12 protein-coding genes are annotated in these 17760 nt (G+C 47.6%); 3 read left to right on the forward strand and 9 right to left on the reverse strand.

All coding sequences use genetic code 11. The features are described 5' to 3' along the window. Positions 1–14 precede the first annotated feature (14 nt). Complete coding sequence (locus P3X63_RS11005; RefSeq protein ID WP_077736666.1) at positions 15–725, reverse strand: phosphoadenylyl-sulfate reductase; 711 nt, start codon at positions 723–725, stop codon at positions 15–17. A gap of 824 nt (positions 726–1549) precedes the next feature. Here P3X63_RS11005 and P3X63_RS11010 point away from each other — a divergent pair. Then, positions 1550–2314, forward strand: a complete 765-nt coding sequence (locus P3X63_RS11010) for a phosphosulfolactate synthase (RefSeq protein ID WP_026587361.1) — start codon at positions 1550–1552, stop codon at positions 2312–2314. Between the two features lie 20 nt (positions 2315–2334). Here P3X63_RS11010 and P3X63_RS11015 read toward each other — a convergent pair whose 3' ends face one another. The 8 genes from P3X63_RS11015 to gltB all read right to left on the reverse strand — a co-directional run bounded on the left by P3X63_RS11015 (position 2335) and on the right by gltB (position 14806). Next, positions 2335–2958 (reverse strand): YitT family protein, encoded by a 624-nt coding sequence (locus P3X63_RS11015; protein WP_026587362.1) that lies wholly within the window; start codon positions 2956–2958, stop codon positions 2335–2337. Positions 2959–3031: 73 nt separating this feature from the next. Further along, the gene (locus P3X63_RS11020; protein WP_277692860.1) at positions 3032–4138 is read right to left on the reverse strand and encodes a mandelate racemase/muconate lactonizing enzyme family protein; all 1107 of its coding nucleotides are present in this window, start codon (positions 4136–4138) and stop codon (positions 3032–3034) included. A 13-nt stretch (positions 4139–4151) separates the two neighbouring features. Further along, positions 4152–5405: an MFS transporter gene (locus P3X63_RS11025; RefSeq protein WP_077736665.1), complete on the reverse strand. Its 1254-nt coding sequence runs from the start codon at positions 5403–5405 to the stop codon at positions 4152–4154. An 83-nt stretch (positions 5406–5488) separates the two neighbouring features. Beyond that, positions 5489–6505 (reverse strand): glycosyltransferase family 2 protein, encoded by a 1017-nt coding sequence (locus P3X63_RS11030; protein ID WP_077736664.1) that lies wholly within the window; start codon positions 6503–6505, stop codon positions 5489–5491. A gap of 12 nt (positions 6506–6517) precedes the next feature. Next, on the reverse strand, positions 6518–8218 hold the full coding sequence (locus P3X63_RS11035) for a DUF6044 family protein (protein ID WP_026587366.1): 1701 nt from the start codon (positions 8216–8218) through the stop codon (positions 6518–6520). 65 nt (positions 8219–8283) lie between these two features. Beyond that, complete coding sequence (locus P3X63_RS11040; protein WP_026587367.1) at positions 8284–8529, reverse strand: hypothetical protein; 246 nt, start codon at positions 8527–8529, stop codon at positions 8284–8286. A 213-nt stretch (positions 8530–8742) separates the two neighbouring features. Continuing rightward, a complete protein-coding gene (gene gltD / locus P3X63_RS11045; protein ID WP_026587368.1) occupies positions 8743–10224 on the reverse strand; it encodes a glutamate synthase small subunit in 1482 nt (493 codons plus the stop codon). Between the two features lie 16 nt (positions 10225–10240). Continuing rightward, on the reverse strand, positions 10241–14806 hold the full coding sequence (gltB, locus tag P3X63_RS11050) for a glutamate synthase large subunit (RefSeq protein WP_277692861.1): 4566 nt from the start codon (positions 14804–14806) through the stop codon (positions 10241–10243). Between the two features lie 148 nt (positions 14807–14954). On the opposite strand from gltB, the gene gltC reads away from it, so the two are divergent. Next, positions 14955–15857, forward strand: coding sequence for a glutamate biosynthesis transcriptional regulator GltC (gene gltC / locus P3X63_RS11055; RefSeq protein ID WP_026587370.1), 903 nt, complete (start codon positions 14955–14957; stop codon positions 15855–15857). Between the two features lie 253 nt (positions 15858–16110). After that, entirely contained in the window at positions 16111–17742 is a 1632-nt protein-coding gene (locus P3X63_RS11060; RefSeq protein WP_035428117.1) for a PhoX family protein, read from the forward strand. Positions 17743–17760 lie beyond the last annotated feature (18 nt).

A 17760-nucleotide genomic window follows, 5' to 3' on the forward strand; every position in this document is an offset into this window, starting at 1 on the left:
TTTCTACCCAGCTCCTACCGGAATTGATGAAGCCCGCATTCCGTTTTTTCGCGATGGGCCCACCTTCCCGCTCTTAAATTGCCGCCGTCTGTCACAGGAAGCGTGCACATCTCACAGCCGATGCTCGGATATTGCTGATCGTGCAGCTTGTGATATGTCAGCTGATGCAGCCTGATGTAGTTCCAGACATCATCCCACGTCCAATGAATCAGCGGACAGATTTTGACCAGTTTAAATTGATCGTCCTTATTCATAAACCGGACATGCCTTCTCGTTTCCGACTGCTCCCGCCTTAGTCCGGTAATCCATGCTTCAATGCCTGAAAGGTGTTCTCTGAGCGGCTCGATTTTGCGGAGGCTGCAGCAAAGATCGGGATGATGCCTCCAAAGCTCGCTTCCGAACCTCTCTTCCTGTTCTTTTAACGAGAGCTTAGGTTTCAGGAAACGTATCGAAAGATCGGGATATGTTTTCCGGATGTCCTCGATGAGGTCGTAAGTCTCCTGAAAGTGCAGCCCCGTATCCAGAAAAACGATGTCAGCATCTTTTTTGATCTTCGAAATCAAATCGATTAATACGATTCCCTCGGCCCCGAAGCTGCAGGCATAAACGATTTTGTCGTAAGTCCTGTAGGCCCATTTCAAAACATCCATTTCACAGCTGAAATGATCCATGACTTTTTTTGCATCATGTTCGTTCCATGTGTTATATGTTAAACACTCGTTCATCTATTTTTCCCCCACTTTTAATACAACGTATTTTACTAGCTATACCCTCCCAACAAGACAAAATGAACTGACAGAACATATAGGCAGATTATTCACTTGTAGAGCAAATGTGATCTGGAAAAAACTTTTATGCGCCCACTTTCTAAAAATATTTAAAAAAGCCGGTCTGGTGCGGTCGCATTCTAAGATGAAAAACATTCAGAGGATCCATCATGACGTATGTGTGCATGCAAAATTGAAGGGAATTCCCAAAATACGGGATTATCATAGCATACCGGTCATAAGCGAAACAATCCAATAAATTTATGTATATCATTTACATGTTTGACAATGAATTCAATATTATTCTGAGATATTAAGAGGATGGAATTTTGCCCGATGATTCTTATATATTGGCTGTTTTCATTTTTCATCCAGAATCGCTAGCAGTCTATTTAATATATTGAAATAATCTTGAATGTGAAAAATCGGTGAAATTTTTGTCGCGTTCGCAAAACTGTCACCAATCCCTTTTTGCCGTATTCACGAATGATCCCCCCTTTGAGTGGAACCTTATAAAAGGACGGCGAATATACTTAATTTGACTTCACAATATGGATGAATACCCATACGTAAAGGCTTGTCAGCAGCTGCTTTTGAAATCCGGGTTTTTGCTGATTCAACCATGCTGTCCGCTAAAGGAGGTGAACAGGTTGACTCCTGGCTCAGGAGATCGCAGGAGAAAACGCAGAACAGATGTATCTTTTAGAACGGCAGCGACATGATGGTAAAAAGGCATTTTTCCAAGGTGTGAAAGATACAGTTAAAGATTGTGAGGGGTCATCATGATTTCATCTGAACTGAAACTGCCTGAGAGGCATTTTAAACCGAGAACAAAAGGGATCACCATCCTCATTGACAACGGAGTTCCTTTAAATTTTTTTAAGGACACGGTAAATGGAGCAGCCGATTATATAGATTTTGTGAAATTTGGCTGGGGTACGTCATTAATCACAAAATATTTGGAGGAAAAAATCGATTGCCTCAAGCAAAATGATGTCCAATTCTTTTTTGGCGGGACATTGTTCGAGAAGTTTTTATGCCAGGATAAAATCGAAGACTACTATCGCTATTGCAAAACATACGGGTGTCAGTATGTGGAAATCTCAAATGGGACGATCCGCCTGTCCAACAAAGAGAAAGCGAGCTTTATCTCCGACTTTGCCAAGGAGTTTCATGTGTTCAGCGAGGTCGGCTCCAAAGACAGTGCGATCAGCAACGAGCAAGAGTCCTCGGAATGGATTGACTACATTCTCGAAGATCTTGAAGCCGGGGCGGAAAAAGTCATCACGGAAACGAGAGAAGGCGGAACAAGCGGACTGTGCAAAAGCGACGGGGAAATGCGCTCACAGCTGATTGAGGAAATCCTCCGGTCGGGGATCAAGCCGGACGATTTAATATTTGAAGCGCCGAATAAAAAGATGCAAACGTGTTTTATTGAAAAAATCGGACCTGATGTCAATATGGCCAACATTCCGTTTCAAGACGCGATCCCGCTGGAAACTTTGAGGCTTGGTCTTCGCTCGGATACATTTTATTTGTTTGAATAGGGTTCGCTAAACAAGCGGACCTATTTTTTGTTGCGATAGCCATATAGGGGCATCAACAACGGGCGCAAGCGAATTTGGTAAATAGCATCGATGATCTTGGTTGAAATCCATTGGCAGACCAAAGCCTGGATGACGATGCCCCAAGCGATAACGGAAGCCGTGAAGAGAAAAATAAAAGCGTTCATGAAAAATAAAGTCGTACCGGGCTTTCCTCCCCTGTAAATTGAAATCATCAAGGCTAAGGCACCGAATCCCCCGTTGGAAATATTGTATTTATATAATAATCCGACGCCTGCACCCAAAAGGACGGCACCGTAAAATAAGTCAAGCCAAATGTTGTTTGTCGTCATGACAGGCATCATTGTTTCGAAAATCTGCACGGATACGGACGTCATCGTGATGGCTCCCATCGTTCCGATGACCGTAACCGGCTCAAGCCACCTGACAGCCGTCAGAAGCAGGGAAATGTTGACGGCCCAGACGGTTAACCCGTGTGGAACCTGGAACCAAAAGTTAAGGAGCACGGCAATCCCGGCCGCCCCTCCGGATGGAATGTGGTTTGGAAATAAAAAGAGCGCCATACCGAGTCCCTGCAAAACGCTTCCTAAACAACAGGCATATACAATTTTCAATTTTCTTCCCATATGGATGAAATCCCCTTTAAATGAACTTGTCCTCTGTTTACTATATGAAAGGGGAAAAGAAAAATATTCCGCATCAGCCATAGTTTGTCCCGTCCCACAGGTACGCTTTGATCAGGTCTGTATCGACTTCGATCTTATCAGGCACCTGTAGATATCCGTCCTTTAGTTGAATATTGACGATCTTTGTGAACGGATTTTCCATGACGTCCCATTCGAGCGGTTCAATATCTTCTCCATCCATTTTTGACCAAGGGGACAGACAGGCTTGCCCGAAAGCGGCATACAATCTTGACAGCGCACCATCAAAGCTGTGCGGGGAAACCCGCCTTCCAAAATGCCGGGCGAGCTTAAGCGCGCTCTGAAAGTCGTCTGTTCCATATCCGTGAACATAGTCGGGCTGTATGATATCGACGGCATGTTCAAGAAGGAGGGGCAGAAACTGTTTGGCCCCTTTCATGTTTTCTCCCCCTGCAATCGGAAAAGCAGAACTCAAGCGAAGCATGCGATATTCAGCAAGGTCATCAAACGGCATAGGCTCTTCAAACCAAAGCAGATTGCGCCATGCTGCAAGCCGGTGCTCCCACCTGCGGGCGGCCGCCAAGTCATAGCTCTGGTTGGCATCGATGATAAAGCGGATCGTTTCCTCCGACAGCTCTTGAAAGGCATCGAGATGTGCCGCATCTTCAGAAAACGATCTTCCTCCCACCTTCAACTTGACGGTGTCAAACCCTTCCTGGACTTTTTTCTCAACGGACTGAAGCGAATGGCTGATCCAGTCTGGCCTGTCCGAATACGATTGAAACGACGCATAGACCGGTATGCGCTCTCTCAACTTTCCTCCCCATATATCACATATGGATAGTCCGGCTTTTTTTGCCGTAATTTCTGTTAACGCCATGCTGACGGCGGCAGCTGCCCGCTGATGCCACTTTCTAATGACAGCGGTTATCTTCAAGCGGTCCGTCGCCTGTTTTCCAATTAAATAAGGAATGATCCGTTTCTTAAAGCCCGCATCCACCAGCGGCAGAAAGTCAACACACTCCCCCCACCCCGTCAGTCCTGATGCGGTTGTCACGCGAAGCAAATAGCATGTTCTGTAATGTTTGTAGCCATTGGCATCCCCATAAGGTTCAGAAAGCCGATAAAAAAGCGGGAATGTATCTACCCTTTCAATGCGCATGTTTTTTTTCCTTTCACCGTGCATCAGCGGGGCGGAGTCCTTTCCGCCCCTTCTCCCCTTTTTTCGTCTTGTCTTCATTTTTGACGTGAATCATTGTTAATACAAGGATGCCGACGACGAATGTCAGTCCGGCAATCGTCATGAACATACCGATTTTTGACCACTCCATCAGCCTTCCGAAAATCGGCGGACCGATGGCCACTCCTAAAAACCGAACCGAGTGGTAAAGCGATGTCACAAACCCGCGCCTTTCTTTGCCGACTGCACCAGTGATAAAACTGTTAACGCAAGGCAGGACAAATCCTGTGCCGATGCTGCTGATGACCAGAATCGAGATAAAGGGTATAAGCGCGGAAAAAAATGACAGTGTGCCATATGAAACTGTAATAAATGCGAGTCCGATCACGATCATTTTTTTCATGAGCTTTTGATTTTGTCCGATTTTACTGCCTGTTATGTAGGAGGTCGTACACATGACGAGCAGTGGAATTGCTAAAATCAGACCTTTTTTGACCCCGTCTGTATGATATTCTTTTTCCAAAATGTCAGATAAATAAAAGAGAATCCCGAACAATGTAAACAGGCAGACAGCACCCGCCAAATATGCCGTCACCAGCCATTTGCCTTCGTGTTTAAAAACACTGACTAAGCCTTTGACATATTTTCCGAAAGGCGGAGGCTCTTTCTTTTTATCCTTTTCTTTAATAAATATCCAGCTCAGAACGATGGGCGCGATGCAAAAAGCCGGAAAAGCAAAAAAAACCCAGAACCAAGCGATCAATGCGATCAGAGAGCCTATGATGGGCGACAGCACTTTTCCAAAACCGTTTGAGGCTTCGACAAGTCCAAGCACCCTGCTTTCATCAGATCCTTTAAAAAGGTCTCCTGTGAGCGCCATCGCGATCGGCGCCGTCCCGGCTGCACCGAGTCCCTGCAGTCCTCTGCCGACAAGCACCCATGGAAATGCATTGGAAAATGCCGTTGCGGCAAATCCTGCGAGAATGCCCCCCGCCCCGTAAAGAAACAGGGACGGAATAATAATCACTTTCCGAGAAAAACGGTCTGCCAAGTATCCGAGAAGCGGAATAAAAAGGGCCGCCGTAATGGAAAACACGGTGATCACGAGGCTGACTTGAAATTGCGACAAATCGAGTTCAGATTTCATTTTCGGCAAAACCGGAATCAACATTGAATTTCCCAATGTCATAATCAGCGGAATCGAACCGATGGCCACAACAGTCAGGCCCGAGGTTTGTTTTTCTGCCATAAGCTTGAAACATCCTTCCTTGTACTTGATTATAGATTAGATTGTCCGCAAGGAACGGATGCTATTCCTACCAGCATCCGCCTTTAACTGAGCTTTGTCCCGTGAATGTTTTCAGATTCAAGCCGTTCCAGGCGCCCCAGCCTGTCGGTGTACAAATCAACATCGACCGCATACCTCGGCCGCCTTTTCACTTCAGTGAAGATCGTCCCGATATATTCACCGATGATACCGATTCCCATCAGCTGCAAGCCTCCTAAAAACCAGATCGAGATCATCAATGACGCCCATCCGGCATTCGTGTACCCGAGGAGCTTTTGAATGATCGCATAGATGCCGGTGATGCCGCTTAGGAAAAATAAGAAAAAGCCGATGAACGTAAAAAATCGGATCGGAGCCACACTAAAAGAGGTAATACCGTGAAAAGCAAAAGAAAGCATTTTTTTCAGCGGATATTTTGTCTCTCCTGCAAGACGCTCTTTACGGTCATAGAGCACTTTGGCCGAGCGAAGCCCGATCAGCGGCACAAGGCCGCGCAAAAAGACATTGGCTTCAGCATATCGGCTGAGCTCTTCGAGCGCCCTTTTATTCATCAGCCGAAAATCAGCGTGATTGTCGATTAATTGGATGCCAAGCTTGTTCATCAAGCGGTAAAACCACGCCGCTGTTGTCCGTTTGAAAAGCGTGTCAGTCTTGCGGCTCCGGCGCACACCGTAGACGATTTCATATCCTTCATGATACTTTTCCATAAACTCGCGGATTGCGCCGATATCATCCTGAAGATCGGCATCGATGGAAATGACGCAGTCCGATTTATACTTCGCTTTATCCAGCCCAGCTAAAAGCGCTTTTTGGTGCCCTGCATTGCGGGCTAGCTTTAAGCCTGTCACATAGTGGTTTTTTGTGCTTTCCATGGCGATCAGCGCCCAGGTCCTGTCTGTTGATCCGTCGTCGACAAATAAGATTTTGCTGTCGGCTGAAACCAGTTTGTCTTCGGTCAGATCTTGCAATACCGATGTCAGCTGTTTGGCGGTTTCCAAAAAAACCGCCTCTTCGTTATAGCAAGGAACAACGATCGTTAATAATGGCTGTGTCAGATTCAATGGGCTTCCCTCCTATTTTGCTTCATATAAATAGATGTTCCAGGCGGACTGTGGATGGCTGAACCGCTTTAACAATGCGAGCTTGTTTTCTTCGGCGTTTACAATCGGAACGGCTGAAAAAATGTACTGTCCGCCCATTTCTTTAAAAGCTTCAGTGTTCAGCTCCAGATTGGTGATTTTTTTCTTGGAATCTTTTTTAAAGGCATAATGTTTTCCCAGCTCATCAACAAACAGATAGCAGCGGCTCCCCCATTCATCAAAATAGCGCTTTAAGACGGGATTTTTCTCAAGCTCTTTGGCGATGATTTTCCGAAATTGATATTTATATTTCAGCGGATAAATATTGGCATACGTATCAAGCGTGTAAAAGCCGTTGTATTGGGCGATCGCCGGATGCAGTCCGATGCTCGCTACCCGATATGAACGCTCAGGCCGGCCGATAAACTGTTTGATTTCTTTAAATTGTTCAGACGCATAAAATTCCCGGAAGGAAGGCGAATGGCGGTAAGCCCCGTAAGTAAATTCTTCATTGAATGGAATGAGAACGATCAGCTGGGCAAGAAGCGCAGCGCCGACAAACCGCCGCCATCTCTTTCCCATGCGCCATAAGATCCAGCAAGCGACCGCAAAGCTCACATAGATCACAAGCGGCCGCAAAAAATGAAAGCGGGCAAAATTGAATGCCGACAAAAAGCTGATTTTTTCCTTCGGGACAGCCCAAAGCTTGTTGAACCAAAACGCATACCATAAAGACAGGGCGTAGTTTAAAATCGTCAAAAAAATGAACAGTTTTTCTTCCCTCGCGCGCATTTGTTTTGCTCTGCCGACCACGATCATGAACGTCAAAAGAATCACAGGCAGGATCACGGCTGTATGTACGGTCATGACATGGTTATGGCCGAGAGCAAAATTTTTAAAAGACAGACGGAAAGAATGCAGGATGTCGTGTCTTGATGAAATAAATTCGACGCGGTGCATCGTTTCGCCCGAGGCGAAAACCGAATAAACGAGCCGGTATTCAATCGCGAGAAAAATCCCCGTCATCAGCGCGATGCTCCCCAAAAAAGGAAGGTTCCAGTCGCGTTTTGTAAATGCGTCGTAAAGCCAAAGAATGGATACTGCGGCAAGAAAAAAGAAAAAGCCGAGCACAAAGCTTGAATAAAGTGGCAAAAGCGCAAGAGTCAGCCACTCTTTCCAGGAAAAAGTCCCCGCCCTGATATTTAAAAATGCCCATAAGGCAAGGGGATGTCCGAGCGTGCTGAGCATGCCTGAAGGCCAAAAGGGCGTCAGGGCAAATGCGAGGGAGACGCCGATCATGATCAGATACGCTTTTTCGTTGCGAATCACATGAACCTTCAACAGCAGATACATGCCGATGAAGGCGAAAACCCTTGTCAATGTTTGGCTTAATGCATATGCTGTCATCGGCGGAAACAACGCATGAAGCCAGACAATCCCGCTCCATTCCGTTCCATACGCATCGCGGGGCAGGCCGTTGATGATTTGCGGAATGACGGCCTTCACACCGCCGAGCATCTGCCCGCTTTCCGCCAGCACTTTATACCAGGCGATATTGGAATCAAGATTGTCGTGTACACGGATATGGGCGTTTTCATTTAATATGTAAAGAGGCAAAACATACAATAAGATGACGGTAAAAGCGATCAAGAGAACCGCTTTTTCCCGGCTGAGCTTTTTGGCAAATAACAACATAAAAACAACACATCCATCTTTTTTCTTGTTCCAAGAGAAGAAATATTTGGGGCGCTGCCATTTTATTATTGCTTCAGCAGGATTGAAACATGCATGAAAATCAAAATTAGGCTTTCCGATTCTGCCGGAAAGCCCTCGTTTTTACCAAGGATAGAATGGATAGTAAGGATAATAAGGGAAAGGAAATGGGAAATAAAAATATGGGTATGGAAAGAACGGGCGCGGCCTTGGCCGCGGTCTCGGCCGCGGGTATGGGTAAGAGTATGAATAAGGCTGTTGTCTTTGCTCTTCAAAGCCATGCTCGAAGTCATAGTTCACTGCCTCCACCATCATAGCCTCCTTTAACGGGTATTGAATACTTTAGGCTATGCGAATTTACATAAAATAGAGTACGTACAAATGTAATTTTCCTTGGCCGAAATTGTAAAAACAACTCCGGATTTTCGCACTAAAAAAGCCTGGCCCATGATCCTGCAATCAGGTTCATGAGCCAGGCCGTCATCTATCATAGATCCCCTTTGTTTTTACGGCAGTACAGAACTACCCATCAAATACTTGTCAACCTCCCGGGCGACTTCGCGTCCTTCATGAATGGCCCAAACGATTAAGCTTTGGCCCCTTCTCGCATCCCCTGCCGCAAAGACTCCCTCGACATTTGTTTTATACTCCCCGTATGCTGCGTCTACTTTGTTTCTGACCGCTTTGACACCGAACTGCTCCAAGAGCGGCTGATCTGTACCTTCAAAGCCGATGGCGATGAAAACAAATTGAGCCGGCCAGACTTTTTCCGTTCCCGGAATTTCGTGAAACTCGAACTTGCCTTGTTCATTTTTCACTTTTTTCATTTGAATCGTGTGCAGCTCTTTTAGATGACCGTTTTTGTCGGCAACCAGTTTTTTCGTCTGAATGCAGTATTCTCTCGGATCGCGTCCGAATTTTGCTTCCGCTTCTTCATACGCATAGTCGAGCGCATAGACGTGCGGCTGTTCCGGCCACATGTTTTCAGCCGTTCTTGTATCAGGAAGCTTCGGGTGCTTGCCGAATTGAACAACGCTCCGCGCCTTTTGGCGCATTGCCGTCGCAACGCAGTCGGCTCCCGTGTCTCCGCCGCCGATGACGATGACATCTTTGTTTTTCGTATTGATGAATTGTTTATCTTTGAAATTTGAATCAAGCATGCTCTTGATTGTGTCTGTCAAATAATCCATCGCAAAGTGCACGCCTTTTGCTTCGCGGCCTTCAATGACGAGGTCGCGCTGCTTTTGTGCTCCCGTGCAGAGGATGACCGCATCATACTTACTTTTGAGCTCTTCGGCTGTGATGTCTTTTCCGATCTCCGTGTTGGTGACAAAATCGATGCCTTCTTGCGTCAACAATTTGATGCGGCGCTCAACGACGCTTTTTTCGAGTTTCATATTCGGAATGCCGTATGTTAAGAGGCCGCCCGGACGGTCGGCGCGTTCATAAACGGTAACGGAATGCCCTGCCTGATTAAGCTGGTCGGCGCTTGCGAGTCCTGCCGGACCCGATCCGACGATCGCAATTTTCTTGCCGGTCCGCTTTTTCGGAATCCGCGGCTTGATCCATCCGTTTTCAAAGCCTTTATCAATAATGGTCCGTTCAATCCCTTTGATGGATACGGCCGGATCGGAAATCGCGACCGTACAAGAGCCTTCACATGGTGCCGGACAAACGCGTCCCGTAAATTCAGGAAAATTGTTCGTTTTCAGGAGGCGTTCAAGCGCTTCTTTCCATCTTCCCCGATAGACGAGATCATTCCATTCAGGAATCAGATTATGAATCGGACATCCTGACGTATATCCGCTGATATCCATGCCGATTTGGCAGAAGGGAGTGCCGCAGTCCATGCAGCGCGCTCCCTGTCTCTTTGAGACTTCCTCAGAAAATGGAGACGAATATTCGTTCCAATCGTTTATCCGTGTGAGAGGATCGCGTTCAGCAGGCTTTTCCCGCTTGAATTCCATAAATCCTGTTGCTTTGCCCATTTTCCCCTCCCCTTTCTTACTGTGCCACTGCTTCTTTGGAAGAGGCAGCCGCAGAGGTTTGAATCTTTTGCTTTGTTCCGGCTTCAAATGCGTACATCATCGCTTCTTCGTCTGATAAGCCGGCTTCTTTTTGTTCTTTAATCCGTTCCATCATTTGCTTGAAGTCTTTCGGAATCACTTTCACAAACTGGGATATCGCTCCCTCCCAATCGTCCAGAATGGAAGCTGCTTTCGTGCTCTCAGTGTAGCGGTAATGATTTTCGATCATGGCCTTCAGCTCTTCTTTTTCTTCCGGCGCTTCAAGCGATTCAAATTCGATCATTTCATGGTTGCATTTTCGTTTAAAGGCCTTTTTGTTTTCCGTATAGACATAGGCGATTCCGCCGGACATTCCTGCGGCAAAGTTTTTGCCGACATCCCCCAGAACGACGACACGCCCTCCTGTCATATACTCGCATCCATGGTCTCCGATTCCTTCGACCACAACCTTTACCCCGCTGTTTCTGACGGCAAATCGCTCTCCGGCGAGTCCGTTAATATACGCTTCACCGCTTGTCGCTCCGTAGAAGGCGACATTTCCGACGATCACATTGTCGCGGAAAGCAGGATTGAAGTCTTCAGGAGCTGTAACGGCGATTTTTCCGCCTGACAAGCCTTTGCCGATATAATCGTTGGCATCCCCCGTCAAGTAAAGCGACATCCCCTTCGGCACAAACGCGCCAAAGCTTTGGCCCGCCGAGCCTGTAAAGTGCAATTTGATCGTGTCGTCAGGCAGCCCCGCTTCACCGTAGCGTTTTGAAATCTCGCTTCCGGTGACAGCGCCTGTTACACGGTTGATATTGCGAATCTCAAATGATGCCTCGGCCGGAGTGCTGTTTTCAATCGCTGTTTGAACTGCCGGCAAAATAGCGGTGATATCAAGCGATTGATCGATGTTGTGATTTTGCGGCGTCCTGAATGTGCGAGCCCCTTTCGGCTGATAGAGCAGGTTCGATAAATCGAGCTGTCCCGCTTTCCAGTGCGCTTTGGCGCGTTCGCTGACACGAAGGACATCTGTGCGCCCCACCATTTCATCAACCGTTTTGAAACCGAGCTGAGCCATCAGTTCGCGCACTTCTTCAGCGACAAAGCGCATATAATTGACGATATGGTCAGGATCCCCCATAAATTTCTTGCGCAGTTCAGGGTTTTGCGTCGCCACCCCGACAGGGCATGTATCCAAATGGCAGGCTCTCATCATGACGCAGCCGAGGACGACGAGCGGCGCTGTGGCGAATCCGAACTCTTCGGCTCCTAAAAGGGCGGCCATGACGACGTCTTTGCCCGTCATTAATTTTCCGTCTGTTTCCAGTACCACACGTTCGCGCAAACCGTTCAGCATCAAGGTTTGATGTGCTTCAGCAAGACCGAGCTCCCAAGGAAGGCCGGTATGCTTGATGCTCGTTTTCGGAGATGCCCCGGTTCCGCCGTCATATCCGCTGATGACGATGACATCGGCCGTTGCTTTGGCCACACCGGCAGCGATCGTGCCGACGCCTGCTTTTGCGACAAGCTTGACACTGATGCGGGCATCGCGGTTGGCGTTTTTCAAATCATGGATCAGCTGTGCCAAGTCTTCAATCGAGTAGATGTCATGGTGCGGCGGCGGTGAAATCAAGCCTACGCCCGGCGTTGATCCACGGACATCGGCTACCCACGGATACACTTTGTTTCCAGGGAGCTGTCCGCCCTCACCTGGTTTTGCACCTTGGGCCATTTTGATTTGCAGCTCATCAGCATTGACAAGGTAGTGGCTTTTGACACCGAAACGGCCGGATGCGATCTGCTTGATAGCGCTTCGGCGGTTATCTCCGTTGGCATCTGGAATAAACCGCTTCGGATCTTCTCCGCCTTCCCCGCTGTTGCTTTTTCCGCCTAAGCGGTTCATGGCGATCGCCAGCGCTTCATGCGCCTCCTTGCTTAAAGAGCCGAACGACATCGCACCCGTTTTAAAACGGCGTACAATCGATTCAACAGGTTCGACCTCTTCAAGTGGCAGCGGCTTCCGCGTTTCATCAAATGCAAAGAGGTTTCGCAAAAAGCCGATCCTTTCTTCATCCGCCGCTTTTGAATATTGCTTGAACAGGCTGTAATCGCCTTTACGGCACGCCCATTGCAGCGTATGAATCGTTTTTGGATTGAAGGCGTGATGTTCGCCGCCTTTTCTCCACTGAAAATCGCTTCCGGAATCAAGCGTTTCACTGAATGTGTCTTGATACGCTTCACGGTGGCGGCGCTTCGCTTCTTCGGCGATCGTATCAAGGCCGATTCCGCCAAGCTGTGACGCCGTTCCTGTAAAGTAGCGGTCAATCACATCTCTATCGATGCCGACGGCTTCGAAAATTTGTGCGCCGCGATAGCTTTGGACAGTCGAAATCCCCATTTTTGACATCACTTTGACGACGCCTTCGGTTACGCTTTTGCTGTATTTGGTCACCGCTTCTTCATAGCTGATGGAAAGAGCGCCGTCCTCAATCGCCTGCTTGTAAGTCGCATATGCGAGATACGGATGGATAGCATCCGCACCATAGCCGATCAATGCGGCGAAATGGTGGACTTCTCTCGCTTCCCCTGATTGGGCGATGATGCTGACCTTCGTCCGTTTTCCTCCGCGGACCAAATATTGATGAAGCGCGCTTACGGCAAGAAGCGAAGGAATCGGCGTGTTTTCCGGGTCCATCTTGCGGTCTGACAATATAAGCAATGTGACGCCTGCAGCAATCGCTCTGTCGGCCTCTTTAAACATATCTTCAAGTCCGCTTTTCAAGTTATCCGTAAAAAGCGTGTGAATCGTTTTGCTTTTAAAGTTCTGATGGACAAGCCCTCTTAGAGAGTTGAACTGAGCGTTTGTCAGCACCGGCGTATACAATTTGATTCTGCGGCAGCTGCTTTCATTCGGGTGAAGAATGTTCCCTTCCGCTCCGAGCCATGTCAAGGTTGATGTGACGATCTGCTCGCGGATCGCGTCAATCGGCGGATTGGTAACCTGGGCAAACAGCTGCTTAAAGTAATTGAACAGCGATTGCGGCCGGTCTGATAAAACCGCCAGAGGCACATCATGGCCCATTGAGCCGAGCGGATCTTTTCCTTCGGTAATGACAGGAAGCAAATATTTATGGATATCCTCATACGTGTAGCCGAACGCTTTTTGCCGCGTTAAAAGGTCTGGCACCGGCTTTTCTTCAGATTCCTGAAGGTCATTTGCGACATGGACAAGCTCGTTATTGAGCCATTCCTGGTAAGGAAATTCGCCGGCGATTTCGGATTTGACCTCTTCATCTGAGATGATCCGGCCTTCTTCAAGGTCCACCAGGAGCATTTTTCCCGGGTCGAGGCGGTCTTTATATAAAACATTTTCCTGTTCGACATCAATGACGCCAACTTCAGACGAAAAAATGATGTAGTCGTCTTTTGTCACATAATAGCGGGCCGGTCTGAGTCCGTTCCGGTCAAGAATGGCTCCGATCTGCTTGCCGTTTGTAAATGAGATCGCTGTCGGGCCGTCCCACGGCTCCATTAAAGAGCTGTGATATTCATAGAATGCTTTCTTTTCTTTCGACATATAAGGGTTTTCGTTCCATGGTTCCGGAATGAGCATCATCGCAGCATGAGCCGGTTTTCGACCAGCCAGGACGAAAAATTCAAAAGCGTTATCCAATATTGAAGAGTCGCTTCCGTTTTCATCAAGAATCGGCAGAACTTTCGGCAGATCCTCCCCGAATGCTTCTGAGACAAACTGCTGTTCCCTCGCTTTCATCCAGTTCATATTGCCGCGCAGCGTATTGATCTCGCCGTTGTGGATGAGATAGCGGTTCGGGTGAGCCCGCTCCCAGCTCGGGAACGTGTTTGTGCTGAAACGGGAATGAACAAGAGCGAAAGCTGAAACGAAATCCTCATTCTGAAGATCTTCATAAAAGGCGTCAACCTGCTCGGGTGTAAGCAGTCCTTTATAGACGATCGTGTTGCTGGACAGGCTGACAACATAAAATGACTTTTCTCGTTCGCGCGCCCAGTTTTCCGCTTGTTTGCGGATGACGTACAACTTGCGCTCAAAGGCCAAATTGTCTTTGATCTGTTCGCTCGCACCGATAAAGACCTGACGGACGACAGGTGCGCTCTCCTGTGCGACTGTTCCGATTTTTCCGACATTTATTGGCACAGTTCGCCAGCCGAGCACTGACTGTCCCTCTTGTTCAATCAGCTCATTCATACGCGCTTCGATTTCGGCGCGCTCAGCGTCATCTTTTGAAAAAAACACCATACCGACGCCATAGCGCCCTTTCTCAGGCAAGTGAAAATCAGAGCAAACTTTTTTGAAAAAAGCGTCAGGAATCTGCATCATGATCCCTGCTCCGTCTCCGGTATGCGGGTCACTGCCCTGACCGCCCCGGTGGTCCAATTGACAAAGCATTTGCAATCCTTTTTTGACAATATCATGAGTCGGAAGGCCCTTTAGATTAGCGTAAAGGCCGATTCCGCATGCATCATGTTCAAATTCAGGACGGTAGAGACCTTGTGCCTTTGGTAGTTGATTATAAGTCATAGTTCCTCTCCCCCGTTCTTTTTTCCCGTTTATCCCCGGTCATAAAATCTTACAAACTCTAATCCTATTGTAGGTTTTCAAATCTATACAAACAATATATAATTTAGATTAAAACTATCTCATTTTGAGATGAGCAGGTGAAACAACGATGGAATTACGCCAATTGCATTACTTTATGGAAGTTGCAGAAAGAGAGCACGTATCGGAAGCGGCCATGCACCTTCATGTCGCCCAATCGGCGATCAGCAGGCAGATCGCCAATCTGGAAGAAGAGCTCGGCGTCGATTTGTTTGAGCGCGAAGGCCGCAATGTCAAACTGACTCCGATCGGAAGGCAGTTTTTAGATCACATTAAAACGGCGATGAAAGCGATCGATTTTGCAAAAGAACAAATCGATGAATACTTGGATCCTAACAGAGGGACGGTGAAAATCGGCTTTCCGACAAGCCTTGCGAGCCAGTTTCTTCCGACCGTTATTTCCGCGTTTAAAGAGGAGCACCCAAACGTCGCTTTTCTTTTAAGACAGGGTTCCTATAAATTTTTAATAGAAGCGGTGAAAAACAGGGATATCGATTTGGCTTTTCTCGGCCCTGTTCCGACGAACAATCCTGAGATTAAAGGAGATATTTTGTTCACAGAAAGCCTTTTTGCCCTCGTTCCGGTCAACCATCCGCTTTCAGGGCAAAAAAGCCTTCATTTGGGTGATCTGAGAAACGATAATTATGTCCTGTTTCCGGATGGATTCATCCTGCGCAAGATGGCTGTTGATGCATGCAAACAAGTGGGGTTTACACCGAAAATCTCTTCGGAGGGTGAAGACTTGGATGCGATCAAAGGGCTTGTATCTGCTGAAATGGGGGTTACGCTTTTGCCGGAAACCGCCTTTAATGAGACCACTCCCCGGTTTACGAAAAAGATTCCGATCGACTATCCTCAAGTTAAGCGAACCGTCGGCATCATTACTCCAAAAAACAGAGAGCTGTCCCCTTCTGCAAAAGATTTTTATCAGTCTGTGAAGAAGTTTTTCTCGCGGCTTCAGCAGTATCAATAAAAGGATGGCCATATAATGAGATCAGCCAGGCGATAAGCTTGGCTGATTTCATTATATCATAACCGGCATAAAGAGACGGAATTTTCTGATGATTAATCAGGGAAATTTCTTCTATATATGGCCACATCTGATATGTCTATGCCGAAATGAACGTGATCATGCCTAATTTTCAAACACTTCATACAAGCTTAAATGAAACTTAATATTTTTCCTTTACGATAAAATCAAATCCATATGAATGAGGTGTTTACATATGTCCCCTGTCATCAACCGCCGCAAATTTTTAACTTATCTCGGCACAGGCACTGCCGCTTTGGCTGCGGCCGGGTCCGGGCTTGACGGACTGGTGAAAGCCGCTGAAGCAAAAGGAATGTTCCATCAGCCGGGCAAATTTAAAAAACCGAAATACGGTCCTTTAAAATTTACGCCGATCGAACCTTCGACAAACGACGAGCTGGTGCTGCCGAAAGGATACCGCTACGATGTCATCGCTTCATACGGCGACAAGATCAACCGAAAAGGCGAGACTTTTGGCTATAACAATGACTACACGCTTTATTTCCCGATGGAAAACAAAAAAGACCGCGGACTTTTATGGGTTAATCATGAGTATATTTCAGAGCTGTTCCTCTTCGGACAAACGGTCGAAAACGGCTATACAGCGGAACAAACCGAGGCATTGCTCTATAATCAAGGCGGTTCTGTTATTGAGGTGTACAGGGAAAAAGGCCGCTGGAAAATGGATCCGTCTTCCAAATATGCCCGCCGCGTTACTGGGCTGACACCGATTGATTTAACAGGCCCTGCAAAAGGAAGCGCTGCTGTCGGCGGTGCGGTGAAGGTCCAAGGAACGTTTGCCAATTGTTCAGGGGGACGGACATTGTGGAATACAGTGCTGACCTGTGAAGAAAACTTTGAATCGACGGCGAAGGCTGCAAGCCTTGACCAAACACACTACGGCTGGGTCGTTGAGGTCGATCCGTTCAACGCCGATTTCCAAATTCGCAAGCATACGGCACTTGGCCGATTCAACCATGAAAATACGTGTATGGGGCTTGCAAAAGACGGCCGTGTCGTCGTATATATGGGTGATGATAAAAAAGACGCGTGCGTCTACAAGTTCATCAGCAAAGGAAAGTACGATCATAGGGCCGGAAAAAAGAACACAGCACTGCTGCAAGAAGGTACATTATATGCAGCAAACTTCGCCAAAGGCCAATGGGTGCCGCTAACGATTGAAGCCGTCCGGAAAAAAGCCGCGGGAAACAGCACACTGCTTGAAAAATTCAAAACACAGGCAGACGTACTCGTCCATTGCCACGAGGCGGCGATTTTGCTCGGCGGAACACCGACCGACCGCCCTGAAGATGTCGAAATCAGCCCTTTTGACGGGACGATTTTTATCGCTCATACGAACAATGACCGGCATGGCAACTTTCACGGCCATATTACGAGATTTTATGAAAAAGATGATGACCACGGGGCATTGGAGTTCCAATTCGCAATCTTTGCCGCTGGCGGCATTCAAAGCGGCTTCAGCGCGCCTGACAACTTGACATTCGATGAGGACGGAAATCTGTGGACTGTAACAGACATTTCCAGCAGCAGCATCAACACGGCCATCTGGAAGACTTTTGGGAACAACGGCGTATTTGTCATTCCGACTGCCGGCAACCGGGAAGGCGAAGCATTCCAATTCGCTTCGGCACCTGTTGAAGCCGAATTAACCGGTCCATGCTTTACACCGGATGAAAAAGCGCTGTTTCTGTCAGTACAGCACCCAGGTGAAGAAACCGCAGACCTTGCCAGTCCGACAAGCATGTGGCCCCACCGCAAAGGCGATCACATGCCGCGGCCTAGCGTTGTCGCGATTACCGGATTTTAATATGAGGAATAAAGCCGC

The organism is Bacillus sp. HSf4 (assembly GCF_029537375.1).
Lineage (GTDB): Bacteria > Bacillota > Bacilli > Bacillales > Bacillaceae > Bacillus > Bacillus sonorensis_A.

What these genes read in the sequence shown, in the direction of transcription:
- P3X63_RS11005 (WP_077736666.1), bottom strand. Translation starts at nt 725, where the DNA reads ATGAACGAGTGTTTAACATATAACACATGGAACGAACATGATGCAAAA.
- P3X63_RS11010 (WP_026587361.1), top strand. Translation starts at nt 1,550, where the DNA reads ATGATTTCATCTGAACTGAAACTGCCTGAGAGGCATTTTAAACCGAGA.
- P3X63_RS11015 (WP_026587362.1), bottom strand. Translation starts at nt 2,958, where the DNA reads ATGGGAAGAAAATTGAAAATTGTATATGCCTGTTGTTTAGGAAGCGTT.
- P3X63_RS11020 (WP_277692860.1), bottom strand. Translation starts at nt 4,138, where the DNA reads ATGCGCATTGAAAGGGTAGATACATTCCCGCTTTTTTATCGGCTTTCT.
- P3X63_RS11025 (WP_077736665.1), bottom strand. Translation starts at nt 5,405, where the DNA reads ATGGCAGAAAAACAAACCTCGGGCCTGACTGTTGTGGCCATCGGTTCG.
- P3X63_RS11035 (WP_026587366.1), bottom strand. Translation starts at nt 8,218, where the DNA reads ATGTTGTTATTTGCCAAAAAGCTCAGCCGGGAAAAAGCGGTTCTCTTG.
- P3X63_RS11040 (WP_026587367.1), bottom strand. Translation starts at nt 8,529, where the DNA reads ATGACTTCGAGCATGGCTTTGAAGAGCAAAGACAACAGCCTTATTCAT.
- gltD (WP_026587368.1), bottom strand. Translation starts at nt 10,224, where the DNA reads ATGGGCAAAGCAACAGGATTTATGGAATTCAAGCGGGAAAAGCCTGCT.
- gltB (WP_277692861.1), bottom strand. Translation starts at nt 14,806, where the DNA reads ATGACTTATAATCAACTACCAAAGGCACAAGGTCTCTACCGTCCTGAA.
- gltC (WP_026587370.1), top strand. Translation starts at nt 14,955, where the DNA reads ATGGAATTACGCCAATTGCATTACTTTATGGAAGTTGCAGAAAGAGAG.
- P3X63_RS11060 (WP_035428117.1), top strand. Translation starts at nt 16,111, where the DNA reads ATGTCCCCTGTCATCAACCGCCGCAAATTTTTAACTTATCTCGGCACA.